The 22,040-nt window shown below is 66.5% G+C and carries 21 protein-coding genes; 9 read left to right on the plus strand and 12 right to left on the minus strand.

Features of this window, described 5'->3' with window-relative positions:
* On the plus strand, positions 1 to 377 hold a 377-nt coding region (locus U4E84_RS05060; protein WP_322531010.1), incomplete at its 5' end, for a DUF2891 family protein.
* On the opposite strand, the gene uppS is transcribed toward U4E84_RS05060, so the two are convergent.
* Positions 374 to 1,393, minus strand: a complete 1,020-nt coding sequence (gene uppS / locus U4E84_RS05065; RefSeq protein ID WP_322531011.1) for a polyprenyl diphosphate synthase — start codon at positions 1,391 to 1,393, stop codon at positions 374 to 376. The genes U4E84_RS05060 and uppS overlap by 4 nt on opposite strands.
* Before the next feature lie 62 nt (positions 1,394 to 1,455).
* On the opposite strand from uppS, the gene lwrS reads away from it, so the two are divergent.
* The 4 genes from lwrS to U4E84_RS05085 are packed head-to-tail and all read left to right on the plus strand — an operon-like array spanning position 1,456 to position 3,409.
* Positions 1,456 to 1,824, plus strand: coding sequence for an LWR-salt protein (gene lwrS, locus U4E84_RS05070; protein ID WP_322531012.1), 369 nt, complete (start codon positions 1,456 to 1,458; stop codon positions 1,822 to 1,824).
* 42 nt (positions 1,825 to 1,866) lie between these two features.
* A complete protein-coding gene (locus U4E84_RS05075) occupies positions 1,867 to 2,520 on the plus strand; it encodes an HAD family hydrolase (protein WP_322531013.1) in 654 nt (217 codons plus the stop codon).
* 60 nt (positions 2,521 to 2,580) lie between these two features.
* Positions 2,581 to 2,898: a PadR family transcriptional regulator gene (locus U4E84_RS05080; RefSeq protein WP_322531014.1), complete on the plus strand. Its 318-nt coding sequence runs from the start codon at positions 2,581 to 2,583 to the stop codon at positions 2,896 to 2,898.
* A gap of 25 nt (positions 2,899 to 2,923) precedes the next feature.
* On the plus strand, positions 2,924 to 3,409 hold the full coding sequence (locus tag U4E84_RS05085) for a CopG family ribbon-helix-helix protein (RefSeq protein ID WP_322531015.1): 486 nt from the start codon (positions 2,924 to 2,926) through the stop codon (positions 3,407 to 3,409).
* 67 nt (positions 3,410 to 3,476) lie between these two features.
* Here the strand turns inward: U4E84_RS05085 and U4E84_RS05090 are convergent, their stop codons facing one another.
* Complete coding sequence (locus tag U4E84_RS05090) at positions 3,477 to 4,415, minus strand: rhomboid family intramembrane serine protease (protein WP_322531016.1); 939 nt, start codon at positions 4,413 to 4,415, stop codon at positions 3,477 to 3,479.
* A 7-nt stretch (positions 4,416 to 4,422) separates the two neighbouring features.
* Complete coding sequence (locus U4E84_RS05095) at positions 4,423 to 6,672, minus strand: AAA family ATPase (protein WP_322531017.1); 2,250 nt, start codon at positions 6,670 to 6,672, stop codon at positions 4,423 to 4,425.
* 90 nt (positions 6,673 to 6,762) lie between these two features.
* Here U4E84_RS05095 and endA point away from each other — a divergent pair, with 90 nt between their 5' ends.
* From endA to U4E84_RS05110, 3 genes are all read left to right on the plus strand, one after another.
* Positions 6,763 to 7,947 carry a tRNA-intron lyase gene (gene endA, locus U4E84_RS05100; protein ID WP_322531018.1) on the plus strand — a complete coding sequence of 395 codons (1,185 nt, stop codon included), beginning with the start codon at positions 6,763 to 6,765 and terminating at the stop codon, positions 7,945 to 7,947.
* Positions 7,948 to 8,021: 74 nt separating this feature from the next.
* Complete coding sequence (locus U4E84_RS05105; protein WP_322531019.1) at positions 8,022 to 8,627, plus strand: hypothetical protein; 606 nt, start codon at positions 8,022 to 8,024, stop codon at positions 8,625 to 8,627.
* 95 nt (positions 8,628 to 8,722) lie between these two features.
* A complete protein-coding gene (locus U4E84_RS05110; RefSeq protein WP_322531020.1) occupies positions 8,723 to 8,932 on the plus strand; it encodes a hypothetical protein in 210 nt (69 codons plus the stop codon).
* 70 nt (positions 8,933 to 9,002) lie between these two features.
* On the opposite strand, the gene serS is transcribed toward U4E84_RS05110, so the two are convergent.
* The 9 genes from serS to U4E84_RS05155 form a co-directional block, all read right to left on the minus strand.
* Positions 9,003 to 10,373, minus strand: coding sequence for a serine--tRNA ligase (gene serS / locus U4E84_RS05115; RefSeq protein WP_322531021.1), 1,371 nt, complete (start codon positions 10,371 to 10,373; stop codon positions 9,003 to 9,005).
* Positions 10,374 to 10,505: 132 nt separating this feature from the next.
* Positions 10,506 to 10,997, minus strand: a complete 492-nt coding sequence (locus U4E84_RS05120) for a hypothetical protein (protein ID WP_322531022.1) — start codon at positions 10,995 to 10,997, stop codon at positions 10,506 to 10,508.
* A gap of 406 nt (positions 10,998 to 11,403) precedes the next feature.
* On the minus strand, positions 11,404 to 12,822 hold the full coding sequence (locus U4E84_RS05125) for a hypothetical protein (RefSeq protein WP_322531023.1): 1,419 nt from the start codon (positions 12,820 to 12,822) through the stop codon (positions 11,404 to 11,406).
* An 18-nt stretch (positions 12,823 to 12,840) separates the two neighbouring features.
* Positions 12,841 to 14,004, minus strand: a complete 1,164-nt coding sequence (locus U4E84_RS05130) for an ABC transporter ATP-binding protein (protein ID WP_322531024.1) — start codon at positions 14,002 to 14,004, stop codon at positions 12,841 to 12,843.
* The gene (locus tag U4E84_RS05135) at positions 13,997 to 16,102 is read right to left on the minus strand and encodes a glycogen debranching N-terminal domain-containing protein (protein WP_322531025.1); all 2,106 of its coding nucleotides are present in this window, start codon (positions 16,100 to 16,102) and stop codon (positions 13,997 to 13,999) included. The genes U4E84_RS05130 and U4E84_RS05135 overlap by 8 nt, the downstream gene beginning before the upstream one ends.
* The gene (locus U4E84_RS05140; RefSeq protein WP_322531026.1) at positions 16,099 to 17,235 is read right to left on the minus strand and encodes an ABC transporter ATP-binding protein; all 1,137 of its coding nucleotides are present in this window, start codon (positions 17,233 to 17,235) and stop codon (positions 16,099 to 16,101) included. Before U4E84_RS05140 ends, U4E84_RS05135 begins: the two co-directional genes overlap by 4 nt.
* 1 nt (position 17,236) lies before the next feature.
* The gene (locus tag U4E84_RS05145) at positions 17,237 to 18,148 is read right to left on the minus strand and encodes a carbohydrate ABC transporter permease (protein WP_322531027.1); all 912 of its coding nucleotides are present in this window, start codon (positions 18,146 to 18,148) and stop codon (positions 17,237 to 17,239) included.
* 4 nt (positions 18,149 to 18,152) lie between these two features.
* The gene (locus tag U4E84_RS05150) at positions 18,153 to 19,043 is read right to left on the minus strand and encodes a sugar ABC transporter permease (RefSeq protein ID WP_322531028.1); all 891 of its coding nucleotides are present in this window, start codon (positions 19,041 to 19,043) and stop codon (positions 18,153 to 18,155) included.
* 22 nt (positions 19,044 to 19,065) lie between these two features.
* A complete protein-coding gene (locus tag U4E84_RS05155; protein WP_322531029.1) occupies positions 19,066 to 20,433 on the minus strand; it encodes an ABC transporter substrate-binding protein in 1,368 nt (455 codons plus the stop codon).
* Positions 20,434 to 20,687: 254 nt separating this feature from the next.
* On the opposite strand from U4E84_RS05155, the gene U4E84_RS05160 reads away from it, so the two are divergent.
* On the plus strand, positions 20,688 to 22,040 hold the full coding sequence (locus U4E84_RS05160) for a TrmB family transcriptional regulator (protein WP_322531030.1): 1,353 nt from the start codon (positions 20,688 to 20,690) through the stop codon (positions 22,038 to 22,040).

The raw sequence follows: 22,040 nt of genomic DNA on the forward strand, positions 1-22,040 counted from the left end.
GCGTGCTGGACCCCGACGCGTTCGCGGCGTGGCTCGACGGCTTCCTCCCGGACCTCTCGGCGCCGCCCCACGACGTGCTGCTCTCGCCCGTCCCCGTCGAGCCGGAGGAGGGCGACGGCGCCGCGATGCACCTGATCGGGCTCAACGTCTCCCGCGCGTGGTGTCTCGCGGGACTGGCCGACGCGCTGGCGGGACGGGAGGGGCCGGCCGCGGCCCGGCTTGGTGACAGGCTCGAGGCCGAGGCGCGCCGCCACGCCGAGGCGGGGGCCGCCGACGTGCTCACCGACGACTACGCGGGTTCACACTGGCTCTCCTCGTTCGCGCTGTATCTGCTGACGCGGAACGAGGGCGGAATCGCGCCGCGGGCGTCGGCCTAGTCCGCCTGCTCCGCCCGCTCGGCCCGCTCTACCCGCTCTGCCTGCTCTCCCCGATCCGCCCGGTCAGTGGGGTCGTCGGTGTCGGAGTCCGCCGGTTCGGTCTCGGAGAGGCCGAGCTCGTCGTCGGCGAGCACGCTCCCGTCGAGGTCGGCGACCTGCGCGCGGAGCCGCGACGCCACGCGCCGGGCCTCGGCGAGCTCCACCTCGGCGACCGCCCGGACGAGCGCGGCGGCCCGCTCGGCACGGGCGCGCTGCCACGACTCCTCGCGGGACTGATACGTGCGGATGGCGCGGAGGAACTCGCGCTGCGAGAACTCCGGCCAGTAGGGCGCACAGAAGTAGACGGCGGCCTCGTTGCCGTTCGCGTGCCACGGGAGGAAGTTCGAGGTACGCTCGTCGCCGCCCGTCCGGACGATGAGGTCGACGTCGCGGACCGGCCGGTCGTACAGTCGGTCCTCGACGGTCTCGACGTCTACGTCGGCGGGATCGAGGTCGCCGTCGGCGACGTCGCCGGCGATCGTCCGGGCGGCGTCGAGGAGCTCCGTTCGGCCGCCGTACGCGAGCGCGACGTTCAGCGTGAACCGGTCGTTGTCTGCGGTGCGCCGCTCGGCGTAGTCGACCGCGTCGCGGACGCGAGGGGGCAGCCGGTCGACGTCGCCGATCGCCCGGACGCGCACCCCCTGCTCGTGGACGCGCTCGGCGTCGGCGAACTCTCGAAGCTTAGCTTCAAGCAGGTCGAACAGCGGCTCCAGCTCCTCGTCGGGTCGCGCGAAGTTCTCGGTGGAGAAGGCATACAGCGTCAGCTCTTCGACGCCGAGGTCCGCGCACCAGTCGAGCACGCGCTCGGTCGTGTCCGCGCCGGCGCGGTGGCCCTGGGGCGCGTCGTCGCCGCGCTCGCGCGCGTACCGCCGGTTCCCGTCCTGGATGATCGCGACGTGGGTCGGCACGTCCTCGATCTCGCGACGGAGGTGGCGGCGGTAGGCGCGCTCACCGAGGGCGCGGAGCCGGTCCAACATATGGGCCAACTGACTGGACCGAGGGATATGTACTTTTATCCTCTACCCACGGATCGCGTCCAATGGACGCCGCCTACGTCTTCGCCGTTCGGTTCCGACTCGACCCGGACGCCGCGACGCTCGATCCGGACCGATTCGAGGCGACGATGGAGCTTCCCGCGAGCGAGCCCGGCGCCGACGGCTGGCTGTTCTTCCGCGACCGGCTCTGGCGGGGGAAGATCGGCGACGAGCCGACGTTTCTGGACCTCGCGAGCGACCGCCTCGGCGTCGAGGTCACCCGGGCCTCGTTTCGCGAGCTGCGGACCGACGAGGCGTACCTCGACGCGCTGCGAGCCGAGATCGCCGCGGACCTCGGCCGGTTCAACGCCGACTCGGTCGACGAGGTCCTCCACAAGTACCTCGGGTCGTCGGTGCACGTCCGGGGGGACTGACCCCACAACGCACTTATCGGCCGACGGCCTAGAGACGCCCCCATGGCCGTGGTCGACTACGACTTCCACCTGTTCGACCTCGACGGCACCCTCGTCGACGCCGAGTGGTCGTACACCCGCGCGGTGTTCGACCGTGTCGGGGATCGGCTCGGCCGGCGTTTCTCCGACCGCGAGGCGCACGTCCTCTGGCACGGGTTGGGCGGCCCCCGCGGCCGCACGCTCCGCGATATCGGCGTCGACCCCGACGAGTTCTGGCCGGCGTTTCACGCGGTCGAGGACCCGGTCGCCCGGGCGGAGGCGACGTACCTCCACGACGACGCCGCCCGCCTGCTCGACCGTGTCGACGACGCCGGCGGGCCGACCGGTCTCGTCACCCACTGCCAGCGGTTCCTCGCCGAGCCCGTCCTCGACCGGCTGGACCTCGACTGCCGGTTCGACGCCGTCGTCTGCTGTACCGACGAGACGGGGTGGAAGCCGGACCCCGCGCCGATCGAGCTGGTGATGCGAGACCTCGGCGTCGACCCGACCGTCGATCGCGGCTACTACGCCGGCGACGGCGAGAGCGACGTGAGCGCGGCGTGGAACGCCGGGCTCGACGCGGTCCACGTCGAGCGCGTGGGTCACGAGGACCGCGGCCGCTGCGTGCTCGGCGACCGCCGCGTGGGCCGCCTCGACGAGCTGCTGGCGAGCCGGTGAGTCGGCGGCGAGGCCGCCCGCGACCGAAACGGTCGTGAGTCGTCGCGCGGTAGCCGACCCATGACGAAGTGGTTCCACAGCGGCCGCCGCCGCGACCTCTGCGCGCTGCTGTACGACGCCGGCGAGCTGCAGGCGCAGTCGCTGAAGAACCGGCTGGAGTCGCACTACGACGAGCGCATCGACCCCGGCTCCTTCTACGCGACGCTCCGCTCGCTGGTCGAGACCGGGTACCTCCGCCGGCGGACCGAGGGGATCGCCGACGTGTACGCGCTCACCGGCGCGGGCGAGCGAGCGCTGCTCGACCACTACGAGTGGCTCTCCGGGCTCGTCGGAGGGGAGCCGGCGGAAGCCGGCGACGGTCCGAACCTCAAGGATTAACAAGTCAGGCGGCATCGATTATTACATGACGGTCGTGAGCGTCTCGATGCCGGAGGAGCTGCTGGAGCGGATCGACGGGTTCGCCGACGAACACGGCTACACCGGGCGCAGCGAGGTCGTCCGCGAGGCCTCCCGGAACCTCCTCGGCGAGTTCGACGACGCCTCGCTGGAGGACCGGGACCTGATGGCGGTGGTGACCGTCCTCTTCGACTACGAGACCACCAGCGTCGAGGAGCGCATGATGCGGCTCCGCCACGAGCACGAGGGGCTCGTCGCCTCCAACTTCCACAGCCACGTCGGCTCCCGCTACTGCATGGAGCTGTTCGTCCTGGAGGGGCGCCTGACGGACATCTCGACGTTCGTGGGAAAGGTCCGCGCGACGAAGGACATCCTCACCGTCGACTACAGCGTGACCCCCGTCGACGAGTTCGGCGCCGACTCGGACGCCGCCACGACCGCGGCCGACGGCGACGCCGCACGCGGTCACGGCGGCGGCCACGGCGACGAGTAGCCCGGCGACGGATCCGGCGATCCGGGCGCCGGCCGATCCGCCATCCCAGCGTCACCGACCGGTCCGGTCAGCCGTCCGCGAGCACGTAGCCGAGCGGGACCGCCGCTCCGACGACGTAGCCAGCGAGGTGCGCGAACACGTTGCTGCCGAACGGAACGATGACCAGCGACCCGACCACGCCGGCGGCGGCGACGCTCCCGCCGGTGACGTACAGCAGCTCGCGCTCGGGGGCGAGGTCGAGGCCGACCACCCTCGGTCGGCCGGCGGCGGCGGACAGCGCGACGGCGACGAGGGCCGCGGAGAGCGCGAACAGCGCGCCGACGGCCGGCAGCGGGGGGAAGTACCCGACGCCGCTCGGCGCGAGGTACGCGAGCGCGAGCGACCCGAGCGCGACGACGGCCGACCAGCGGGCGTCGACGCCGATCGCCGTCCGTCCGTGTTCCGCCCCGTCACCGCCCGTCTCCGTCGCCAGCGCGGCGAACCAGACGACGACGAGGTAGCCGAGGAGGGCGCTGTTCACGTCCGAGAAGCCGGCCGTCGGCGCGTTCGTCAGGCCGCCGAGGGCGACGAGCGTCGCCCACGCCGACGCGAGCGGGACGACGAGGAGGTACGCGACGGTCGCCCACAGCAGCCGCCGGCGCCAGCCCGCGACGACCGACAGCGGGTACGCGACCGCCAGGAGCAGCCAGTAGTTGGCGATGTTGTCGACGAGGTGCTCCGGCGTCGTGTGGACGAAGCTCGACGCGAACGCGGTCCACAGCGCCTGCCGGCTCTCGAAGACGCCGGCGGTCGAGAGCGAGAGCCGCCACGCGTCGGTTCCGGGCGCGAGGCTCACGGCGACGAGCAGCGCCGGAATCGGGAGGGCGACCAGCGCGATCTCCGCCGGCGGGCGGGACCGGACCGCCGCGAGCAGCGCAGCCGAGAGCCCGCGGCGGGTCGGCGGCGTCGGGTCGTCTCTTCCGTCCCCGGGTCGACTCCGGTCCGGGGAGTCGCGCTCGGCCGGCATCGCAGTCCTACGGGGTCGCCGGACGCACCGTCTCCAGCGCGGCCGCGAAGTCGTCGCTCGTGATCGAGACCTCGGCGGCGTGGTCGTTGGCGGCGGCGCCGTGTTCGTCGGTGATTCGCTCGATGGCGACGAGCGCGGCCTCCCGACAGAGGGCGGCGATCTCCGCGCCAGAGTACCCCTCCGTCTCGTCGGCGAGGTGCGCCAGGTCGACCCCCTCCACGAGGGGCTTCCCGCGGGTGTGAACCTCGAAGATCTTCCGACGCGCGTCCCGGTCGGGCTCGGGCACCTCGATGTGCGTCTCCAGCCGACCCGGCCGGAGCAGGGCGGGATCGAGCGCGTTCCGCCGGTTCGTCGCCGCGAGCACGACGAGGTTCGGGTTGTCGCTGGCGCGGTCCAGTTCGGTGAGCAGCTGGGAGACGACGCGCTCCCCGACGCCCGAGCCGTCCCCGCCCGCGCCGTCGCGGTCGGCCGCGATCGCGTCGATCTCGTCGAAGAAGACGATCACGGGCGCCGCCTGTCGGGCGCGGTCGAACAGGTCTCGAACCGCCTTCTCGGACTCGCCGACGTAGCGGTCGAGCAGCTCCGGGCCGGCGACCTGGATGAAGTTCACGCCGCTCTCGCCGGCGATCGCCCGCGCGAGCAGGGTCTTCCCGGTGCCCGGGGGCCCGTGGAGCAGCACCCCCGTCGGTGGGTCGGCGCCGGCGGCGTCGAAGAGCGGGCCGTACGTCAGCGGCCACGTCACCGCCCGCTCCAGCTTCTCCTTCGCCGCCGAGAGCCCGCCCACGTCCGAGAAGTCGGTCGCGGGCTGTTCGGCGACGTACTCGCGCATCGCGCTCGGCTCGACGTTGGCGTGGGCGGCCTCGAAGTCGGCCTTCGAGACGGTGACCTCGTCGAGCGCCCGCGCGTCCGACTCGCGGGCGCGACGCAGCGCCGTCAGCGCCGCCTCCTGCGCGAGCCCCTCGATGTCGGCGCCGACGAAGCCGTGCGTCCGGCTCGCGATCCGGTCGAGGTCGACGTCGTCGGCCAGCGGCATCCGGCGCGTGTGGACGTCGAGGATCTGTCGGCGACCGGCCTCGCCGGGGACGCCGATCTCGATCTCGCGGTCGAACCGACCGCCGCGCCGGAGGGCGGGGTCGAGGGTGTCGACGCGGTTGGTCGCCCCGATGACGATCACGTCGCCGCGGGCGTCGAGCCCGTCCATCAGCGAGAGCAGCTGGCCGACGACGCGGTTCTCCACGTCGCCGCCGTCGTCGCGCTTGCCCGCGATCGAGTCGATCTCGTCGAAGAAGATGATCGCGGGGGCGGACTCGCTCGCGCGGTCGAACACGTCCCGCAGGCGCTCCTCCGACTCGCCTTTGTACTTCGACATGATCTCCGGGCCGTCGACGGTGACGAACGTCGCGTCCACCTCGTTGGCGACGGCGCGGGCGATCAGCGTCTTGCCCGTCCCCGGGGGACCGTGCAGGAGGACCCCCTTCGGCGGGTCGATGCCGAGCCGGGTGAACACCTCGGGCTCGGAGAGCGGGAGCTCGATCGTCTCGCGCACCAGCTCCAGCTCCTCGTCTAACCCGCCGATGTCCTCGTAGGTCGCGCCCGCGGTGTGCTCCGCGGGGGGTTCCGTCCCGTCTCCCGCAGACGGTGAACGCGTCCTCGACTCGGCGGTCCCGCCCGACCCGCCCGACGACTGCGACGATCGGCCGGCTCCGTCCCGGCTGTCGGTCCGCGTGGGAGCGTCGTCCTTCCCGTCCCCGTCCTCGTACCGCACCGATACGTCGGTCCGGTTCGTGACGCGCACGGTGCCGGCCGGCGCCGTCTCCGCGACGACGAACCGGAGGCCGCCCAGTCGCTCGACGTGGACCGCCTCGCCTCGGGTGACGGGGCGGTCGCGCAGGTCGCGGGCGAGCGCGCGCTCGACCACCTCGCGGCTCACGTCGACGTCGGCCAGCCGCGCGGGGGCGGCGAGGAGGACGCGGTCGGCGTCCTCGACCGTGACGGGCGCGACCTCGACGACGTCGCCGACCTTCACGCCGGCGTTCGCGCGGGTGTCCGCGTCGATGAGCACGGAGTCCGCCTGGGCGTCGGGGCCGCCGGGCCACACCTTCGCGACGGCGACGCGCTCTCCGCGGAGCTCGACGGTGTCGCCGCTGAGGAGGCCGAGCCGCTTCCGGGCGGGTTCGGGGAGTCTGGCGATGCCCCGGCCCGCGTCCCGCTTCTCGGCGGCACGCACCGTGAGCCGGAGGCCTGCGGAGTCGTTCATGGGGTCCGTTCCGGCCACTGACCCTTTACGCTTACCCGCGGACGCCCGCCGACCGCAACCCCCTTACCTCGTCCGAGCGCGCCTTCGGGTATGCAACCGACAGGGCACCTGCGCGGCGACGCGGTCCGCGTCGCCGGCGACGCCCGCCAGCGCTTCCACGACTCCCGCGGCTACGGGCGCCCGCTCGAGGGGAACGAGATATCGCTCTCCCGGGTCGAGGCGGCCCACCTCCTCTTTCGCGGCGACCTCGCCGGAGTCTCCCTCGCCCCCGACGCCGACCCCGTCGGATTCGAGCGCTTCTTCGTCGAGAGCGCGGCCGCCGCGGACCGGTTCGCGGTGCGGTACCTCGTCTACGCGGACCTCCGCGACCGCGGCTTCTACCTCTCGCCCGCCCGCGAACCGTGGCCCGGCGGGACCGCCGACGTCGCCGACGCGGTCGACTTCGTCGCCTACGAGCGCGGCTCGACCCCCGACACGGGAGACGTGAAGTACCCGGTGCAGGTCGTCGGCGAGCGCGAGTCGCTCCCCGCGGCCGGACTCGTCGGGCGCACCCTCGCGGTCGTCGACGAGGAGTCCGACATCACGTACTTCGCGGCGACGGGCGGAGCGATCGAGGGCGCGACCGAGTACGAGCCGCCGGAGCGCCTCGACGGCGTGCTCCTCTCGGACCGCGTCGTCGTCTGGGACGCTCCCGAGGGGCTCTACGAGCGGGGCTTCTACGGCCAGCCGCTCACCGGCCGGGCGGCCGCCGTCGAGGGCGCGATCCAGCTCTCTCTCGTCGAGGCGGCGTCGCTCGCGGCCGACGGCGTCCTGTCGCTGTCGGCGTCGATAGGGGCGGCAGGCGACGGCCACGTCGGAGAGAGGGCGGCGGGCGACGGCCACGTCGGAGAGGAGCCGACGACCGACGGCCCCGCAGCCGCGGTCGTCGCCCGCGGCCGCGACGTTGAGGGCGAGCGGTTCGACCGCCGGCTCGCGGTGTACCGACGCCTCCGCGCGGCCGACGCCGTCCCCAAGACCGGCTTCAAGTTCGGCGCCGACTTCCGGACGTACCTCGAGGTGGAGACGGTCGAGGACCTGCCGCACTCCGAGCACCTCGTGCGCGTCGTCGACGCCGACCACCGATTTTCGCCGCGCGAGCTCTCGCTCGACGTGCGGCTCGCCGGCGGCGTCCGCAAGGAGATGGTGTTCGCGCTGACGGCGATGACGGGCGGTGAGGGCGGGAGCCTAGAGAACGCCGACGTGAAGTGGCTCTCGATAGGGCGGCTGACGCCCTGAGGCACGCCGGCACGACCGACCCGGGCCGTCTCCCGAGCGGAACTATTTTGCCACGTCTCGTCGTCTTGGCGGCTATGGCCGAGTCCTCCACGTTCGGGTCGACGGAAGCGACCGCGTACGACATCTCCACGGTCGATCTCGACGACGACCGCTACGAGGTGAAACAGTCGGCGATCCGAAACAAGTACACCGTCCGCGACAGCACCGGAACCGTCGTCCTGCGCGGGAAACAGAAGCTGTTCAAGCTGAAAGAGGAGTTCCCGTTCGTCACCGGCGACGGCGAGGACGCGTTCACCGTGAAGGCGGGCGGTATCATGGACATCGCGGGGAACTACGCCATCGTCGATTCGGGCACCGGCGAGGAGGTCGTCGTCCTCGACGAGGACCTCTCGTTTTTCGTCGAGAACTGGACGGTCCGCGACCCCGACACGGGAGACGCGCTGGCGACCATCCGCTCGAAGAGCAAGGCGATATCGGCGCTCCGGCACCTCGTCGCCGTCGCGAACCTCGTCCCGAACAAGTACGAGATATTCGACGCCGACGGCGACCACGTCGGCGACATCGAGGGGAAGTTCTCGCTTCGAGACGCCTACGCGGTCACCATCGACGACGCGAGCGACGTCCCGAAGGAGGCGGTGATCGCCGCCGCCTGCGTCCTCGACGCCTTGGAGAACCAGTAACGGTCCGTCGGGGTGCGAAACCGGGTCACCGACCGGTCGCTCGACCGCCGTCGGGAGAGGAAAGAGCTAAACCGAGATACCCCGAGCGTGGGCGCATGCAGCTGCCCGAGACGTTCGACCGGTCGCTGGCGCTCCGCCAGTCTGCCGTGTACGTCGTGGCGTTCTGTGCGGTCTTCGCGTTCGTCTCGTACGTCGCCGACGGGAGCATCCCCCTCGGCGTGGCGACCGGCTTCGTGATGGCGGCCATCATGATCGGCTTTTACGCGTGGAAGGGAGAGCTCGGCGTTCCCCCGAACGCGGAGTGACGCCCTTCCGGGAGTGACGTTCGCCTTGGAGTGACGCCCGCCCCGCGGGGACCGACGCGCTCCGCGCCGCCTACTCGCCGCCGAGCTTCGACTCGCCGACCGGCTCGTGACCCTCGATGACCTCGGTGCCTCCCATGTACGGACGCAGCGCGTCGGGGACGGTGACGGTGCCGTCGTCGTTCTGGTAGTACTCCAGGACGGCGACGACGATCCGCGGGACCGCGAGCCCGGAGCCGTTCAGGGTGTGGAGGTACGCTGCCGACTCGTGGTGCTCCTCCCGGTAGCGGATCCCGGCGCGGCGCGCCTGGAAGTCCTCGAAGTTCGAGACCGAGGAGACCTCCAGCCAGCGGCCGCCGGCCGCGGGCCCCTCGTCCATGTCGTCGCCCGGCGCCCACACCTCCAGGTCGTACTTCTTCGCCTGCGTGAACCCCAGGTCGCCGGTGCACATCTCCAGCACGCGGTAGGGGAGCTCCAGGCGGCGAAGCACCTCCTCGGCCTCGTCGACGAGCCCGTGGAAGCGCTCGTCGCTCTCCTCCGGCCGGACGAAGTTCACCATCTCCACCTTGTTGAACTGGTGGACGCGGACGATGCCGCGGGTCTCGGTGCCGTGCTCGCCCGCCTCCTGCCGGAAGTTCGGCGTGTACGCCTGGTACTTCAGCGGGAGGTCCTCGCCCAGCAGGATCTCGTCGCGGTGGAGGTTGGTGACGGGCACCTCCGCCGTCGGGAGCAGCCAGAGGTCGTCGTCGTCGTACGGCGCCTCGTTGTCGCCCTCGATCCGGTAGGCGTCCTCGGTGAACTTCGGGAACTGCCCCGTCCCGCGCATCGACGCCGAGTTGACAGGGATCGGCGGGAACACGTCGGTGTACCCCTGCTCGCGGTGCACGTCGAGCATGAACTGGACCAGCGCGTGCTCCAGCCGGGCGCCGTCGCCCTTCGCGACGTAGAAGCCGCCGCCGGCGACCTTCGCGCCGCGATCGAAGTCGAGGATCTCCAGCTCCTCGCCCAGGTCGTAGTGGGGGACCACGTCGGCCGGGAGATCGCGGAGGTCGTCGAACCCCTCGCGGCGCACCTCGACGTTCTCCGACTCGTCGGCGCCGACCGGGACAGACTCCTGCGGGATCTGCGGGAGTTCGAGCAGCGACGCCTCCAGTTCGGACTCCAGTTCGTCGGCGCGCGCTTCGACCTCCTGAAGCTCCGATTTGAGCTCCTGTGAGCGCTCGATCGCCTCCTGCGCCGCCTCCTCCTCGCCGGCCTGCTTGAGGTCGCCGATCGTCGAGGAGACCTCGTTGCGCTCGTGGCGCAGGTCGTCGCCGCGCTGTTTCAGCTCCCGCCACTCCTCGTCGACGTCGAGTATCCGGTCGAGGTCGACGTCGACGCCCTTGTTGGCGAGCGCCTCGCGGACGACCTCGGGGTTCTCCCGGACGAACTGTCGAGACAGCATTTATCGAGGGTTCCGCGGGCCGACCCAAAACCGTATCGGAGCGTCGGTATCGGGTGGCAGGGGGGCGTACCGTCGCGGCCGGCGCGAGTCGGCGAGACCCTCGCGGCGGTCGGACCGAAACGGCCGTCTCCGTCAGTACCCGCCCGGGAGCCCGAAGACGAGCGCGAGCGCGAACAGGGGCGCGGCGGCGACGGCCGCGTACCACAGCCCGGCCGCGACGAGCAGCGCCCACGTCGAGGGCCCGTATCCGGCCGGGTCCCAGTCGATCCCGAGGCGAGGGAGCGCGAGCGCGGCGGCTGCTGGCGCGACGAGCGCCGTGAGAATCCCGCCCGCCAGCGCGGTCTCGACGAGCGCGTTGCTCCAGGCGGCACCGGCCGAGTCGACGAACTCGACCGTCAGCACGACGCCGGCGAGGTAGGGGACCGAGAGCCCGAGCGCGGCGCCGACGTACGAGGGGACGAGCCGTCCCGCCGGCGGCAGCGCGCGGAACAGCGCCCGCAGCCGCGTCGAGAGCAGTATCGGCGTCCAGAGCGCGGCGGCGACGAGTCCGGGGAGGACGAACAGCGCGAGCGTCAGGAGCCAGCCAGTCGCCTCGCCGACGACGCTGGCTGAACCGATGACCATGCGCGGACTCTCGCCGGACGTGTCAAACGTTTTGTGGTAGCTATGGGGATCTCCCGGAAAGATCTGTACCTTGTCTCTTATAAACGCCCAACTGACTATCCGACATAAAACGGGTAAATTAGTGGAATGTGAACCGTAAACCTGCAGGTGAGGCTACACTGAGTCCCTCCACCCGCTTCGGGACTGTACGAGAACCCCCTATAATGTCGGGTTCCTACGTCGCGGTAGTGCCGGCGGCGACCTTCACTGCCAGCACGCCATCGTCGAACGGCTGCGTGTCGGCGACGAGGGTCTAGGGGTGGGCCGCCTCGATCCCGGTGGTGAGTAGTCCGCCGCAGTATCTCCAGCCTCGCTCGACGCCAGCGGCGATCGGTTCTCGATAGAGCTCATGTGTGCGTTTTATACGTCACGCGTGCGGGTCACGACCGCGCTCGCGCTTGAGCAGCGCCGTCAGAAACTCGGCATGAGACCACGCCAACGGAGCCGCGAAGGAGATGACGTCTCGCTCCTCGAGGGCAGCCGCCATCTCGTTGTACGCCGTGCGCATGTGGCCTAGCTCCTCTGCGATGCGGTCGAATGAAACGTCCCGAAGCACGTTGTCGTCGAACTCTTTCTCGAAGTCCGATCCTGTGTCCCACTCCTGTTCGACGAACTGCTCGAAGCGCTCGCGCGTCGAGAGGTGTTCTGGAATGTGGCCCGTCGCGTCGGTGTGGCCGATGATCGTCGAGAGCACCTCATCGCCCCGCTCGCACTCTTCGCGGTCGTAGCGGAACTGCGCGTGCCAGGCCGTGTACTGCATCCACGGTCCGTTGCCGCCGTGCTGGTGGACGTCGTGGTCGTGGTAAAACCCGCGGAATCGCTGGAGCCCACCCAGCCGCGGGTCCTGTAAGCTCGCGGCCGCCCGCTCGGCGGCGCGCACGGCGTGCTCGCCGAACACTTCTTCGAGCCCGAAGTAGGCGGGTGCGAGCAGCGTAATATCTGGGCGCTCGTCGCGATCGCCGTCGAGAGTGTATCGGCGCGGCACGGTGGTCCCGTCGACGGCGAAGCACCGCTCAACGCCCGGTTCCAATAGGGACCGAAGCTTACCGACTCGTTCGACGATGTCGTCGAGTGCGACCGTATCGATGCCTCCAGAGCTATCGATGTCCTCAGTCCGGCTGACATCCCCGGACAGTCCGGCAGCTTCGATCCGGTCGAGCGCGTCGGCCGCCTGCTGTAGGGCGGCGAGAAACGCGCAGTTCACCCACAGCGTATAGCCGGACTCGATGGCCCCCTCGTGGATGCTCGTCGTGCTCTCGATCAGGTGGGCGTTGGCGTCGTACAGTTCCGAGCAGGCAACCGCCACTGCGGCATCGATGGACTCGACTGCGTTCGACAGGAACGCCTCGTCTACCGATTCGAGGTCATCGGATGCGTCGAGCGCGAGCACCGCGTGCGAGATGATCCTGATCCCGTGGGCGACGTTGTCCTCCTGGCGATAGATCGACTGGTCGGTGCCGTCCAGCCCGTATCGCTGGTACCACCAGCCGTCGTCCTCGACGGCGATCAGAAAGCGGGCCGCGTCGACGATGCGGGCACGGCAGACATCCGGCCTGACGTCGTGTCGAAGCGCCGTCAGCCAGGCCCGCGTTATCGAGGCAACGTCGCGCGGGTAGACGTAGGGGTACCGGTTGTCGGGATCGCTGGCCAGGGGTACCGCACCATCTACATCGGCGTTGTAACTCAGCTCGTCCAGCACGTCGAGGTGGAACGCCGGGTCGTCGATCGGCGCGTCGACGTGCTTGGAGACGATACTGTCCGTCGTTGACTGCTTCGAGTGTGTCATAGATAGGGAAATTGTGGATTACCCGCGAGTGATCGGTTGCGTGTCCGTGCCTTCACCGCCGACACCGCGCGTCTTGATCGACGCCGTTGTCTCCGGATCGAATAGGTAGACGTCTTCGGCGGCGATCCGGGCAGTCACCTCGTCGCTCGGTTCAGGGTAGATACCCGGCGGCACGCGCGCAGTCAGTGACCGGTCGCCCACATCGAGGTAGACGAAGTTGTCATTCCCTTGGTACTCGGTAACCCTGACTGTCGCGGGGAACCGACAGCCGCCGGTCGCGTCGTCCGGCAGATCGTCGAGGTGAACGTCCTCGGGCCGGACACCGAATCGGACCGACTCGCCGCCGATGTCGTCCTCGACGGCTTCGTGGGGAATCCTGCCGAGCGTGGTGTCTTCGACACCAATATCGTACCCATTGGTGTCCTCGTGAGCGACGGCGTCGAAGATGTTCATCGCCGGACTCCCGAGGAACGCTCCGACGAATTCGTTGTTCGGATGTTCGTAGGCGACTTCCGGCGGGTCAACCTGCTGGACGACACCGTTGTTCATTATAGCGATCCGGTCGGCCATCGTCATCGCCTCGGTCTGGTCGTGCGTGACGTATACCGTGGTGACGCCGAGGTCCGACTGGATGCGCTGGAGCTCCGTACGCATGTGCGACCGGAGCTTGGCATCGAGATTTGACAGCGGCTCGTCGAGCAGGAACACGTCCGGATCGCGGACGATCGCCCGACCCAACGCGACGCGCTGTTTCTGACCGCCGCTCATCGCCTCGGGCTTGTCGTCGAGTAACTCCTCGATACCCAACAGTTCCGCGCTCTCACGAACCCGTCGGTCGCGCTCCTCGGCCGACATGTCGGTTGAGTGTTTGAGCCCGTACCCCATGTTCTGGCGGGCGGTCATGCGCTTGTACAGTGCGTAGCTCTGGAATACCATCGCCACGTCCCGCTCGCTCGGTGCGAGGTGTTGCACTTCGCGATCGCCAATCTCGATCGTCCCCCCTGTCGCCGTCTCCAGACCGGCGATCATCCGCAGCGTGGTCGACTTTCCGCAGCCCGAGGGTCCGACCAGAACGAGAAACTCGCCATCATTTACCGTTACGGACGCTTTGTCAACGGCGGTCTCGGTTCCTTCCGCGTCGTCGTAAATTTTTGTGATGTCGTATAGTTTGAGTTCAGCCATCGGTAGTCACCTCCGGGTGATCGGGATCGTCGTCAGGTGCTCCCCTCGCCGGCGACGCCCTACACGTCAACGTCACGGTTGTCGAATCGTCGCTGTGGCGACAGGCGTAACTCCGCCCGCGGCAGTGCAGCGTCGCCTCCGTCGTGCCGAGCCCTGATCCGGAGCCGAAGCCCGTTGTAGGCTCGGCGGCCGGCACCCCCGACTCGATGTCGAGACCGAGTGTTGCTTGGGCGAAGCCGAACGCACTCCCGGCGCTCCAAGCGGCCGGCTCGCAGGAATCGGGGTGGTGGGCCCGACCTGCGTCCACGTGGGTGTCATTGAGGCCGACCTGCAACTCGGGGAACCCCCAACGGTCGGGATCGCCTGTCGCACCGGTCGCTAGCGCGTCCAGTCCGCGCTCGACTAGCACCGCGGCAGCATCACCGCGACCATAGCGCGTACAGCCCATCGCGGCGATGCTGGTATCATGGGGCCAAACGCTTCCACGATGGTAGGATAGTGGGTCAAACGCGTCGTGAGACGCCGAAAACGTTCTGAGTCCGGTGTGGGTTAGCATGTCCGGTGCCAGCAGTCTGCTGATCGCGTCATCAGCGCGCTCTGGCGGGACAATCCCGCTCCAAAGCGCGTGGCCCTGGTTCGAGGCGACAGCGTCGACTATGCCGTCGGTGTCGAGTGCGAGTGCGTAACATTTCTGCTCGGGCAGCCAGAACTCCCGATTGAACGCTTCGCGGAGACGCTCGGAACACTCGGTCAGCCGCTCCGCAAGACGGTCGTCACCACGAGTCGCCGCGAGATCGGAGACACCACGGAGCGAGCGGTAGGCGTATCCCTGCACTTCCGCAAGTGCGATTGGTGGCGTCGCGGCGGTACCGTCGGGCCGTACGATAGCCCTGTCGCTGTCTTTCCACCCCTGGTGGGTGAGCCCGTGCTTGTGGTCGTGGGGTTCGTACCACACCAATCCGTCCTCGTCGCCAGTCGTGACCGTCCACTCGACGGCCTTGAGTGCGGCGTCGTACAACCCGTCGGTGAGCGCATCCTCCCCGACCCACTCGGCGTAGGCAGCGACGAGCGCCGCGAACAGCGGCGTCGCATCGACTGTCCCGTAGTACGGCGAGCGGATCGACCGGCCGAGCGCCGGAAGATCACCCCGCCTCCCCTCATGGGGTATCTTGCCCGGTTCCGCGAGCGTCTTGAGATCGGTCGTCGAGGCTTGCTGCCCGGCGAAGTAGGTTAGCACGCTCCGGGTCAGGTCGGGAGCGAACGGCAACGTCTGGAACCCGATCAGCAGCGCGTCCCGCCCGAACGGCGCGACGAATCGCGGCGCACCCGCGGCAGGGACACCCTGGGGAAGCATGAGCGCCCGCAGGGTATCTGTGGCGGCGTCGAACAGTCCAGGGTGTGATGTCATCGACACCGATGGGTCGAATGCCAGGTCGACCCTGTCTCGCCTCGGCCGGAGCCGGGCCATTGCGACGACCGTCGTCTCCTCTCTCGGCGGGATCGAGAGTGTCCGAGCGATTCTTGTACGGGCGGCGTCAGCTGTTGTCTCGGCCGTGCTGTCGCACGTTCCTGCCAGTTGCACCGTCGCGCTGCGGGTTATCCCGTCCGGTGACGTACCAGATAGTCGGGTGCCGCCCTTCCAGTCTGTCGCGCTCAGGTCACGATCGACTGGGTCGCGAGCCGCGAAAAAGCTCGAGCATTCGAAGATGTGCCGGAAGTTGGACGCTGCGGTCAGTTCGACATCGACGACGCGCTTCTCCGGTGTGTAGTTCCGGAGCGTCGTCTCGATAGTCATCACGTCGCCGTCGATTGCGACATCCTTCTTCACCAGCAACCTGCGGGCATCGCCCCTACCCTCGCCCGACGCGGCGCCGATCAGTACAGTCGTTATTCCGTCGGGGCCGGCCTTCCGATCGAGCCGATCCCAGCCGATCTCTGGCTCGCTCTGGTCGGTCACTGCGACCTCGAACTCGCTTAGGTACTGCATATCGTCGGCGTACACGCCGGCTTCGGCGCGCTCGGAGCAAACGTCGCCGTGCTCGCCGACAACGCAGACGACGCCGTCGTGGACCGCCAGCGCACAGCCGTCCGGAATCATTCGATCACCTCGCCATCGGAGCCGAACTGATGGACAGCGTGGTCGGGCAGTCGGAGGGTAACGGTCGACCCGGGACTGGCGGTGACGGGCTGGTCACGCAAGCGGGCGGTGATCCAATCTCCGCCGCAATCGACCTCGATCTCGTAGGCGTTGCCCAACGGCTCGACGACGAGCACCTCGCCGTCAAGTTCGTAGGCTCGACCGGCGTTGGCCTGCTGGTCGCCTTCCCCGACGATCGCAACATCCTCCGGTCGGACACCGACAATCGCCGTGCCTGCGAACGAACTGTCCGTCTCGGGACCGGAGTCGTCGGTATCGCTCCATTTAAGCTGGTCGGGATTGAGGAAGTTCATCGACGGCTCTCCGAGGAACCCGGCGACGAACTTGTTGACCGGGTTCTCATAGACTTCCTTCGGTGTCCCGACCTGCTGGAGTTCGCCGTCGTTCATTACGGCGATCCGATCGGCGAGACTCATCGCCTCCTCTTGGTCGTGGGTGACGTAGACGGTCGTTGTGCCGAGACGCTGCTGGAGGCTGCGTAGCTCCGAGCGGGTTTGGACCCGGAGCTTAGCGTCCAGATTTGACAAGGGCTCGTCCATCAGAAATGCTTTCGGCTCCCGAACGATGGTTCGGCCCAGCGCGACACGCTGGCGCTGGCCGCCGCTGAGCTGGCCCGGCTTGTTGTCGAGTAGGTTGTCGATCTCTAGCAGTTTTGCAGTTCGGCGGATTTGTTCGTCAGCCTCGTCATCGCTGACGTCCATCTTCTCCAGCGGGAAGGCGAGGTTTCCCCGAACGGTCTTGTGGGGGTACAACGCGTAGCTTTGGAACACCATCGAGAGGTCCCGCTCTTGGGGCAGCCGTTTGGTGATCTCCTCGCGGCCGATTTCGATGCTTCCATCGGAAGGAACCTCCAATCCAGCGATCATCCGTAGCGTCGTCGACTTGCCACAGCCCGAGGGGCCAAGCAAGACGAGTAACTCACCGTTCCGAATCGTCAGATCGAGATTCTCGACTGCAACGAGGTCGTCGAACTGCTTCGTGACGTCCCGGAGCCGGATCTCGGTGTCCTCGTCAGAGCTAAGTGAGGAGGCTTCCCCGGCGTCGGCAGCGGGAGAGGTATGTTCCGTCACCATGTTATCCCTCCACCGCCCCGAAGGTCAGGCCCTCGACCATGAACTTCTCCAGGTAAGTGAACATCACGATCAGCGGGATGCTGGTCAGCAGCGATGCCGCCATGATCTGGCCCCAGACCTGCCGGAAATTCGAGGCCAGCGCCTCAATGCCGATTGGCAGCGTGAACACACTCTGAGACTGGAGAAAGATACTGGCGAATAGGTATTCGTTCCACGCGATCATGAACGTGAAAAAGAACACGGCCACGATAGCGGGCGCCGACAGCGGCAGCGTGATCTTGAGGATTACCTCCAGCCGTGAGTAGCCGTCCATGATTGCTGCCTCTTCGATCTCTTCGGGGATCGACCGGAAGTAGTTGCCCAACATGTACAGCGAGACGGGCAGCGTCTGAACTAGGTAGGTGACGAATAGGCTTGCCAATGAGTCGACAAAGCCGAGCCAGACGATCACTTGGAACATCGGCACGACTAGCAGAATACCCGAGAACATGTACACCATCAGGACGCCGCGTGACATGATCCCGCGCCCGCGGTAGTCGAGCCGGGCGAAGCTGTATGCGCCGAACGTGGCGACGAGCACTGACGCTCCCGCGGTAGTCGTCGCGACGACAAAGCTGTTCTTGAAGTACGTTAAGAATGGGAACGTCTCTGGCCCGAACACGGTCCGGTAGTGTTCGAGCGTCAGATCTTGAGGGAGTAATGTCGGCGGCAGCGTGTACAGGGCCGACTCGGGCAGCAGACTCGCCAGTGCCATGTAGTAGAACGGAAACAGCGTGATCAGCAGCGTCAACCCAAGCGCGACGTAGAACACGGCGCGTTCGGCGATCGACGTCTCGAGAGTGCTCTCGCCCAGCCCGAGCGCAGTTTTGAACGAATCAACGACGTATCGGTAGGTGGATTGTTTCGTACTCATCGTATCACCAGTCCAGTGCCCAGGCTACGTACGCGAGGACAAACACGATCAGCGCTAAGAACAGCACCATCGAGATCGCGGCTGCCTGACCGTGCTGGTAGTTTGCGAACGCTACTTGGTACGCGTAGATCGGTAATGTCTCCACACGGCGGGTCAACAGCCAAATATCTGCAAACTTGTTGAAGTTCCAGATCCACCGCAATAGGAACACCGTCGCTAGGATGTACTTCAGCTCTGACAGCGTGATATCTTTGAACTGCGCAAGCTTCGAGGCGCCGTCGATCTTCGCTGCCTCGTACATATCCCGGGGGATCGCCTGCACGCGGGCGATCAGCATCAGGAAGGCGAATGGGAAGTATCGCCAAGCGTCGATGAGGACCACCGTCCAGATGGCCGTGTCACCGTTGCTCAGAATGTCGATGTTACCGGAGTACAATCCCAACACGTCGCTCCCTAGGAACGGGATGATGCCGTACAACGGGTCGAGCATGAACCGCCAAACGAACGCTACCGAGATCAGGGGCGCGACATAGGGCAACAGTACCATCCCGCGGAGGTATCGCCGCCCGCGAAACGAACGGTTGAACAGCAACGCAGCCCCAAGGCCGCCGAGTGTCGCGAGCGTCGTGCTGAAGAACGTGAATACGACTGTCGTTCGGAGCGCCGACCAGAATGCGCTGCTTCCGAACAAGTTGTAGTAGTGCTCTAGCCCGATCCACTGGGGCGCCTCATCCGGTCGTAACGGTACGATCGTAAAGCTCAGGTAAACGTTGTATAGCACCGGATAGAGGATTACAGCGGCGATCAACAGTAGCGCCGGTGCGATCAGCGCGTACCCCAGTAACGCCTCCTTCTCCTCGATCGTTCGATCGCCGCTACGTGTTATGAATGTCATTATTCGAATTTTTACGTGGAAGTCAGTTGATCACGTCGCGCATCTGACTGGCGGCGTCGTCCGCGACTGTCTGGGCATCCTCACCTTCGGAGACGCGCCTGACAGCCTGTGCGATGAGGCTGCGACTCGTGATGTCGCCGAAGGCCGGTACCATCTGGCCGTCAACGTAACCGAACCGCTCTATGTTGTCGAACGCCCCGGAGATGTTGCTCAGTGTGTCCTGGCCCCATTCTTGAAGCGTCTCGTTGTCGCGGTACGCCTCACTCTCGGCCGTCGACGTGAGCACGGGGTTCATCCCGCCGGGAGCCATATGCAGGAAGTCGACGTACTGGTCGCCGGTAAGTATGTGCTCTACGTACGCTTCGGCAGTTTCGCGGTTCGCAACCGAGGCCGTGTCGAGAATATTGAACAACACAAGCTGCCCGAACGAACTGCGTCGATCGCGCTCTATGTAGGGTGCGAATGCGGTGTTGCTTGCCATTCCGTCGGTGTTATCCGAAATATCGCCCATGATGTACGACGAGTACATGATCATGTGGCACTGCTCGTTGAGATACGTGTTGTTGGCCGTTTCGAATGTATCGGCACCGGGTGGGCTGTACTGCGCCAGCGAACCGTAGAATTCGAGCGCTTCGACCATCGCGTCGCTGTCGAACACTATCTCCCCGTCGCTGTTGAACACCCGAGCACCATTCGAGCGTGCATAGGGTGTAAAACACTGGCGTGCGAACGGCGTCTCGTCTGAGCCGACGACAATACCGTACTGGTCGTTGTCAGGGTCGTGTAGGGTCTCTGCAGCTTCGCGTATAGAGTCCCACGTTGTTGGAGCCTCCAGCCCCGCGTCGTCGAATGCACTCTGTCGGTACCAAAACCCCTGTACCCAGCCGTGAGCCGGCACAGCCAGCAAGTTCCCATCGCTTGAGGATGCTAGTGATAACGCGCCCTCGGCAAAGTCATCTCGCCCGATACTATCGACAACCGATTCCGCAGACTCTGTTGAAAGCAGATCCTCGCTCCCTAGGTTTTGCATAGGGTCGATCCCCCACTCGCCAAACGCGGGGAGTGTCTGTGACGCGGTTGCCGAGGAGATCTGAGATGGCAGGTCTCCTTCTTCGACCGGGACTAAGTCGATCGTTCCGTCGCCTTCAGACTCGTAGCTCTCGATCAAGCCCTCGATCACCTCTTGACGCTCCTGCTCAACCTGTGTGGTCCAGTAAGTTGTCGCGTCGCTGTCGCCACCCCCGTTGCCCTTTCCGCTCTCGTTGTCGCCATCGCTCTCGTTGCCGTTGCTGCCCCCACCCATGCAACCTGCGAGTCCTCCAGCGATCATCGCCGTACCAATCCCTTTTAGCACCGTCCGCCGTTCGCGTCCGATTTTTGGATCTATCATGTTAATCCATCACATTGTGTATAGAGTAAATACTTAAATCTTTGTGTTGGTTTATTCACTAGAGTGGTTACTCAATTACAGACACTTCATCGATCGAAACCGGTCGAACAACGCAGCAGAACGATCCGAAACCCTTTCTCGTCGAGATCGAACTCGACGGTACCATCCGATAGGTGACTGCCACTGTTCGGTGTCAGATTGGCCAGTCGGCGCCGCTCCGAAGTGGTTTTGGCACCTATTCAGATCCTTGACACATGCAGCGAGCAGCGCGTCGACGAGCGGTCAGTTCTGTTTATACGTCCTGCAGCATCGTCTGGTTGCGCGTATACCCCGATGTCGCTGTAGTTGAGTCGGGCGAGATGATTTTTGAGACGCTGGTCATACAATCACCTCCTAATAAAATATATAAGTATTGTTTGCTAATTAAGTACTGTAGTGCATACTACCTACTCAGATCTCCTGATATCGGACGGTACGGCATCAAAGCCCCTATACGATCAAGAGGTGCGATAATGGACGAAGACAAGCTCCGCGAAGGGTTACGGGAGGCCGGGCTCTCCCAGTACGAGGCCGAGGCGTATCTCGCAGTGCTAGAACGGGGTACGGCCCCCGCCGTCAAGATAGCCGAGCAGACGGGGATACCCAAATCTCGAATATACGATGTCCTAGAGGACCTTGAGCGCGACAACTACGTCGAGACGTTCGAGCAAGATTCTACGCAATCGGTCCGCCCGCGAGATCCCTCAGGAGTGATGTCAGACCTCCAGCAGCGCGCGAACACGCTCGCGACGACCGCGGAGGCGATCGAGGATCGCTGGGAGCGTCCCGAGATCAACGGACACAAGATTTCGATTGTCAAGCGGTTCGACTCCGTCGTCGAGCAGTTCAAAACTGCGGCCGAGGACGCAACCAACCGGATCCAGATCGCGGTCTCGCCTTCGCAGTTTGAGGCGATCCGACCAGCCCTCGAAAACGCCATCGACCGCGGCGTGTTCGTCAAGCTCTGCGTGGCAACGGGACTGGAGGACTCCCATGCCGTCGACGAGATGGCGTTCGCGGACGTTGCTACCGAGGTCCGTCATCGGACGCTCCCAGCGCCGTTCACCGCACTGATCGACCGTTCGCAGACGTTCTTCTCCTCGCAGTCCCACCCGACCGATCAGTACGGCATTATAATCGACGATCTCACCCTGACGTACGTGTTCCACTGGTACTTCCAGAGTGCGCTCTGGGGGACCTGGCCGCACGTCTACGACTCAGTCACGGATGGCACGAAACTGGAGTACGTCGACGTCCGCGAGTGCGTCCAAGATATCGCGCCAATCGTCAACGAGGAGACGACGATCCCAGCCACCGTCCACGGGTTCGACCTCCAGACCGGCGAGGACGTTACCCTCTCGGGCGTGATTACTGAGATCATCTCGGCGGCCCAGCCGGACGATGGTGTTTCCCTAACGCTGACACAGCTCGCCGGTCAGGCAACGATCGTGCTCGAAGTCGACGGTCGAGAGTACGGCATCGGCGGTCGGGGCGCGACGCTTGAAGACATCGAGGCGACCCGGATCGTGCTCGATCAACCCGGGGACTGGTCGGAGACGCTGAACTGA

This window comes from Halorubrum sp. AD140 (genome assembly GCF_034497445.1).
Taxonomy (GTDB): domain Archaea; phylum Halobacteriota; class Halobacteria; order Halobacteriales; family Haloferacaceae; genus Halorubrum.

Bases quoted from the DNA above. Each gene is read 5' to 3' on its own strand.
- U4E84_RS05150 (WP_322531028.1), bottom strand. From the start codon at position 19,043: ATGACATTCATAACACGTAGCGGCGATCGAACGATCGAGGAGAAGGAG.
- U4E84_RS05090 (WP_322531016.1), bottom strand. From the start codon at position 4,415: ATGCCGGCCGAGCGCGACTCCCCGGACCGGAGTCGACCCGGGGACGGA.
- U4E84_RS05075 (WP_322531013.1), top strand. From the start codon at position 1,867: ATGGCCGTGGTCGACTACGACTTCCACCTGTTCGACCTCGACGGCACC.
- uppS (WP_322531011.1), bottom strand. From the start codon at position 1,393: ATGTTGGACCGGCTCCGCGCCCTCGGTGAGCGCGCCTACCGCCGCCAC.
- U4E84_RS05135 (WP_322531025.1), bottom strand. From the start codon at position 16,102: ATGATTCCGGACGGCTGTGCGCTGGCGGTCCACGACGGCGTCGTCTGC.
- lwrS (WP_322531012.1), top strand. From the start codon at position 1,456: ATGGACGCCGCCTACGTCTTCGCCGTTCGGTTCCGACTCGACCCGGAC.
- U4E84_RS05125 (WP_322531023.1), bottom strand. From the start codon at position 12,822: ATGACACACTCGAAGCAGTCAACGACGGACAGTATCGTCTCCAAGCAC.
- U4E84_RS05160 (WP_322531030.1), top strand. From the start codon at position 20,688: ATGCAGCGAGCAGCGCGTCGACGAGCGGTCAGTTCTGTTTATACGTCC.
- U4E84_RS05120 (WP_322531022.1), bottom strand. From the start codon at position 10,997: ATGGTCATCGGTTCAGCCAGCGTCGTCGGCGAGGCGACTGGCTGGCTC.
- U4E84_RS05080 (WP_322531014.1), top strand. From the start codon at position 2,581: ATGACGAAGTGGTTCCACAGCGGCCGCCGCCGCGACCTCTGCGCGCTG.
- U4E84_RS05085 (WP_322531015.1), top strand. From the start codon at position 2,924: ATGACGGTCGTGAGCGTCTCGATGCCGGAGGAGCTGCTGGAGCGGATC.
- U4E84_RS05110 (WP_322531020.1), top strand. From the start codon at position 8,723: ATGCAGCTGCCCGAGACGTTCGACCGGTCGCTGGCGCTCCGCCAGTCT.
- U4E84_RS05130 (WP_322531024.1), bottom strand. From the start codon at position 14,004: ATGGCTGAACTCAAACTATACGACATCACAAAAATTTACGACGACGCG.
- serS (WP_322531021.1), bottom strand. From the start codon at position 10,373: ATGCTGTCTCGACAGTTCGTCCGGGAGAACCCCGAGGTCGTCCGCGAG.
- U4E84_RS05140 (WP_322531026.1), bottom strand. From the start codon at position 17,235: ATGGTGACGGAACATACCTCTCCCGCTGCCGACGCCGGGGAAGCCTCC.
- U4E84_RS05145 (WP_322531027.1), bottom strand. From the start codon at position 18,148: ATGAGTACGAAACAATCCACCTACCGATACGTCGTTGATTCGTTCAAA.
- U4E84_RS05155 (WP_322531029.1), bottom strand. From the start codon at position 20,433: ATGATAGATCCAAAAATCGGACGCGAACGGCGGACGGTGCTAAAAGGG.
- U4E84_RS05105 (WP_322531019.1), top strand. From the start codon at position 8,022: ATGGCCGAGTCCTCCACGTTCGGGTCGACGGAAGCGACCGCGTACGAC.
- endA (WP_322531018.1), top strand. From the start codon at position 6,763: ATGCAACCGACAGGGCACCTGCGCGGCGACGCGGTCCGCGTCGCCGGC.
- U4E84_RS05095 (WP_322531017.1), bottom strand. From the start codon at position 6,672: ATGAACGACTCCGCAGGCCTCCGGCTCACGGTGCGTGCCGCCGAGAAG.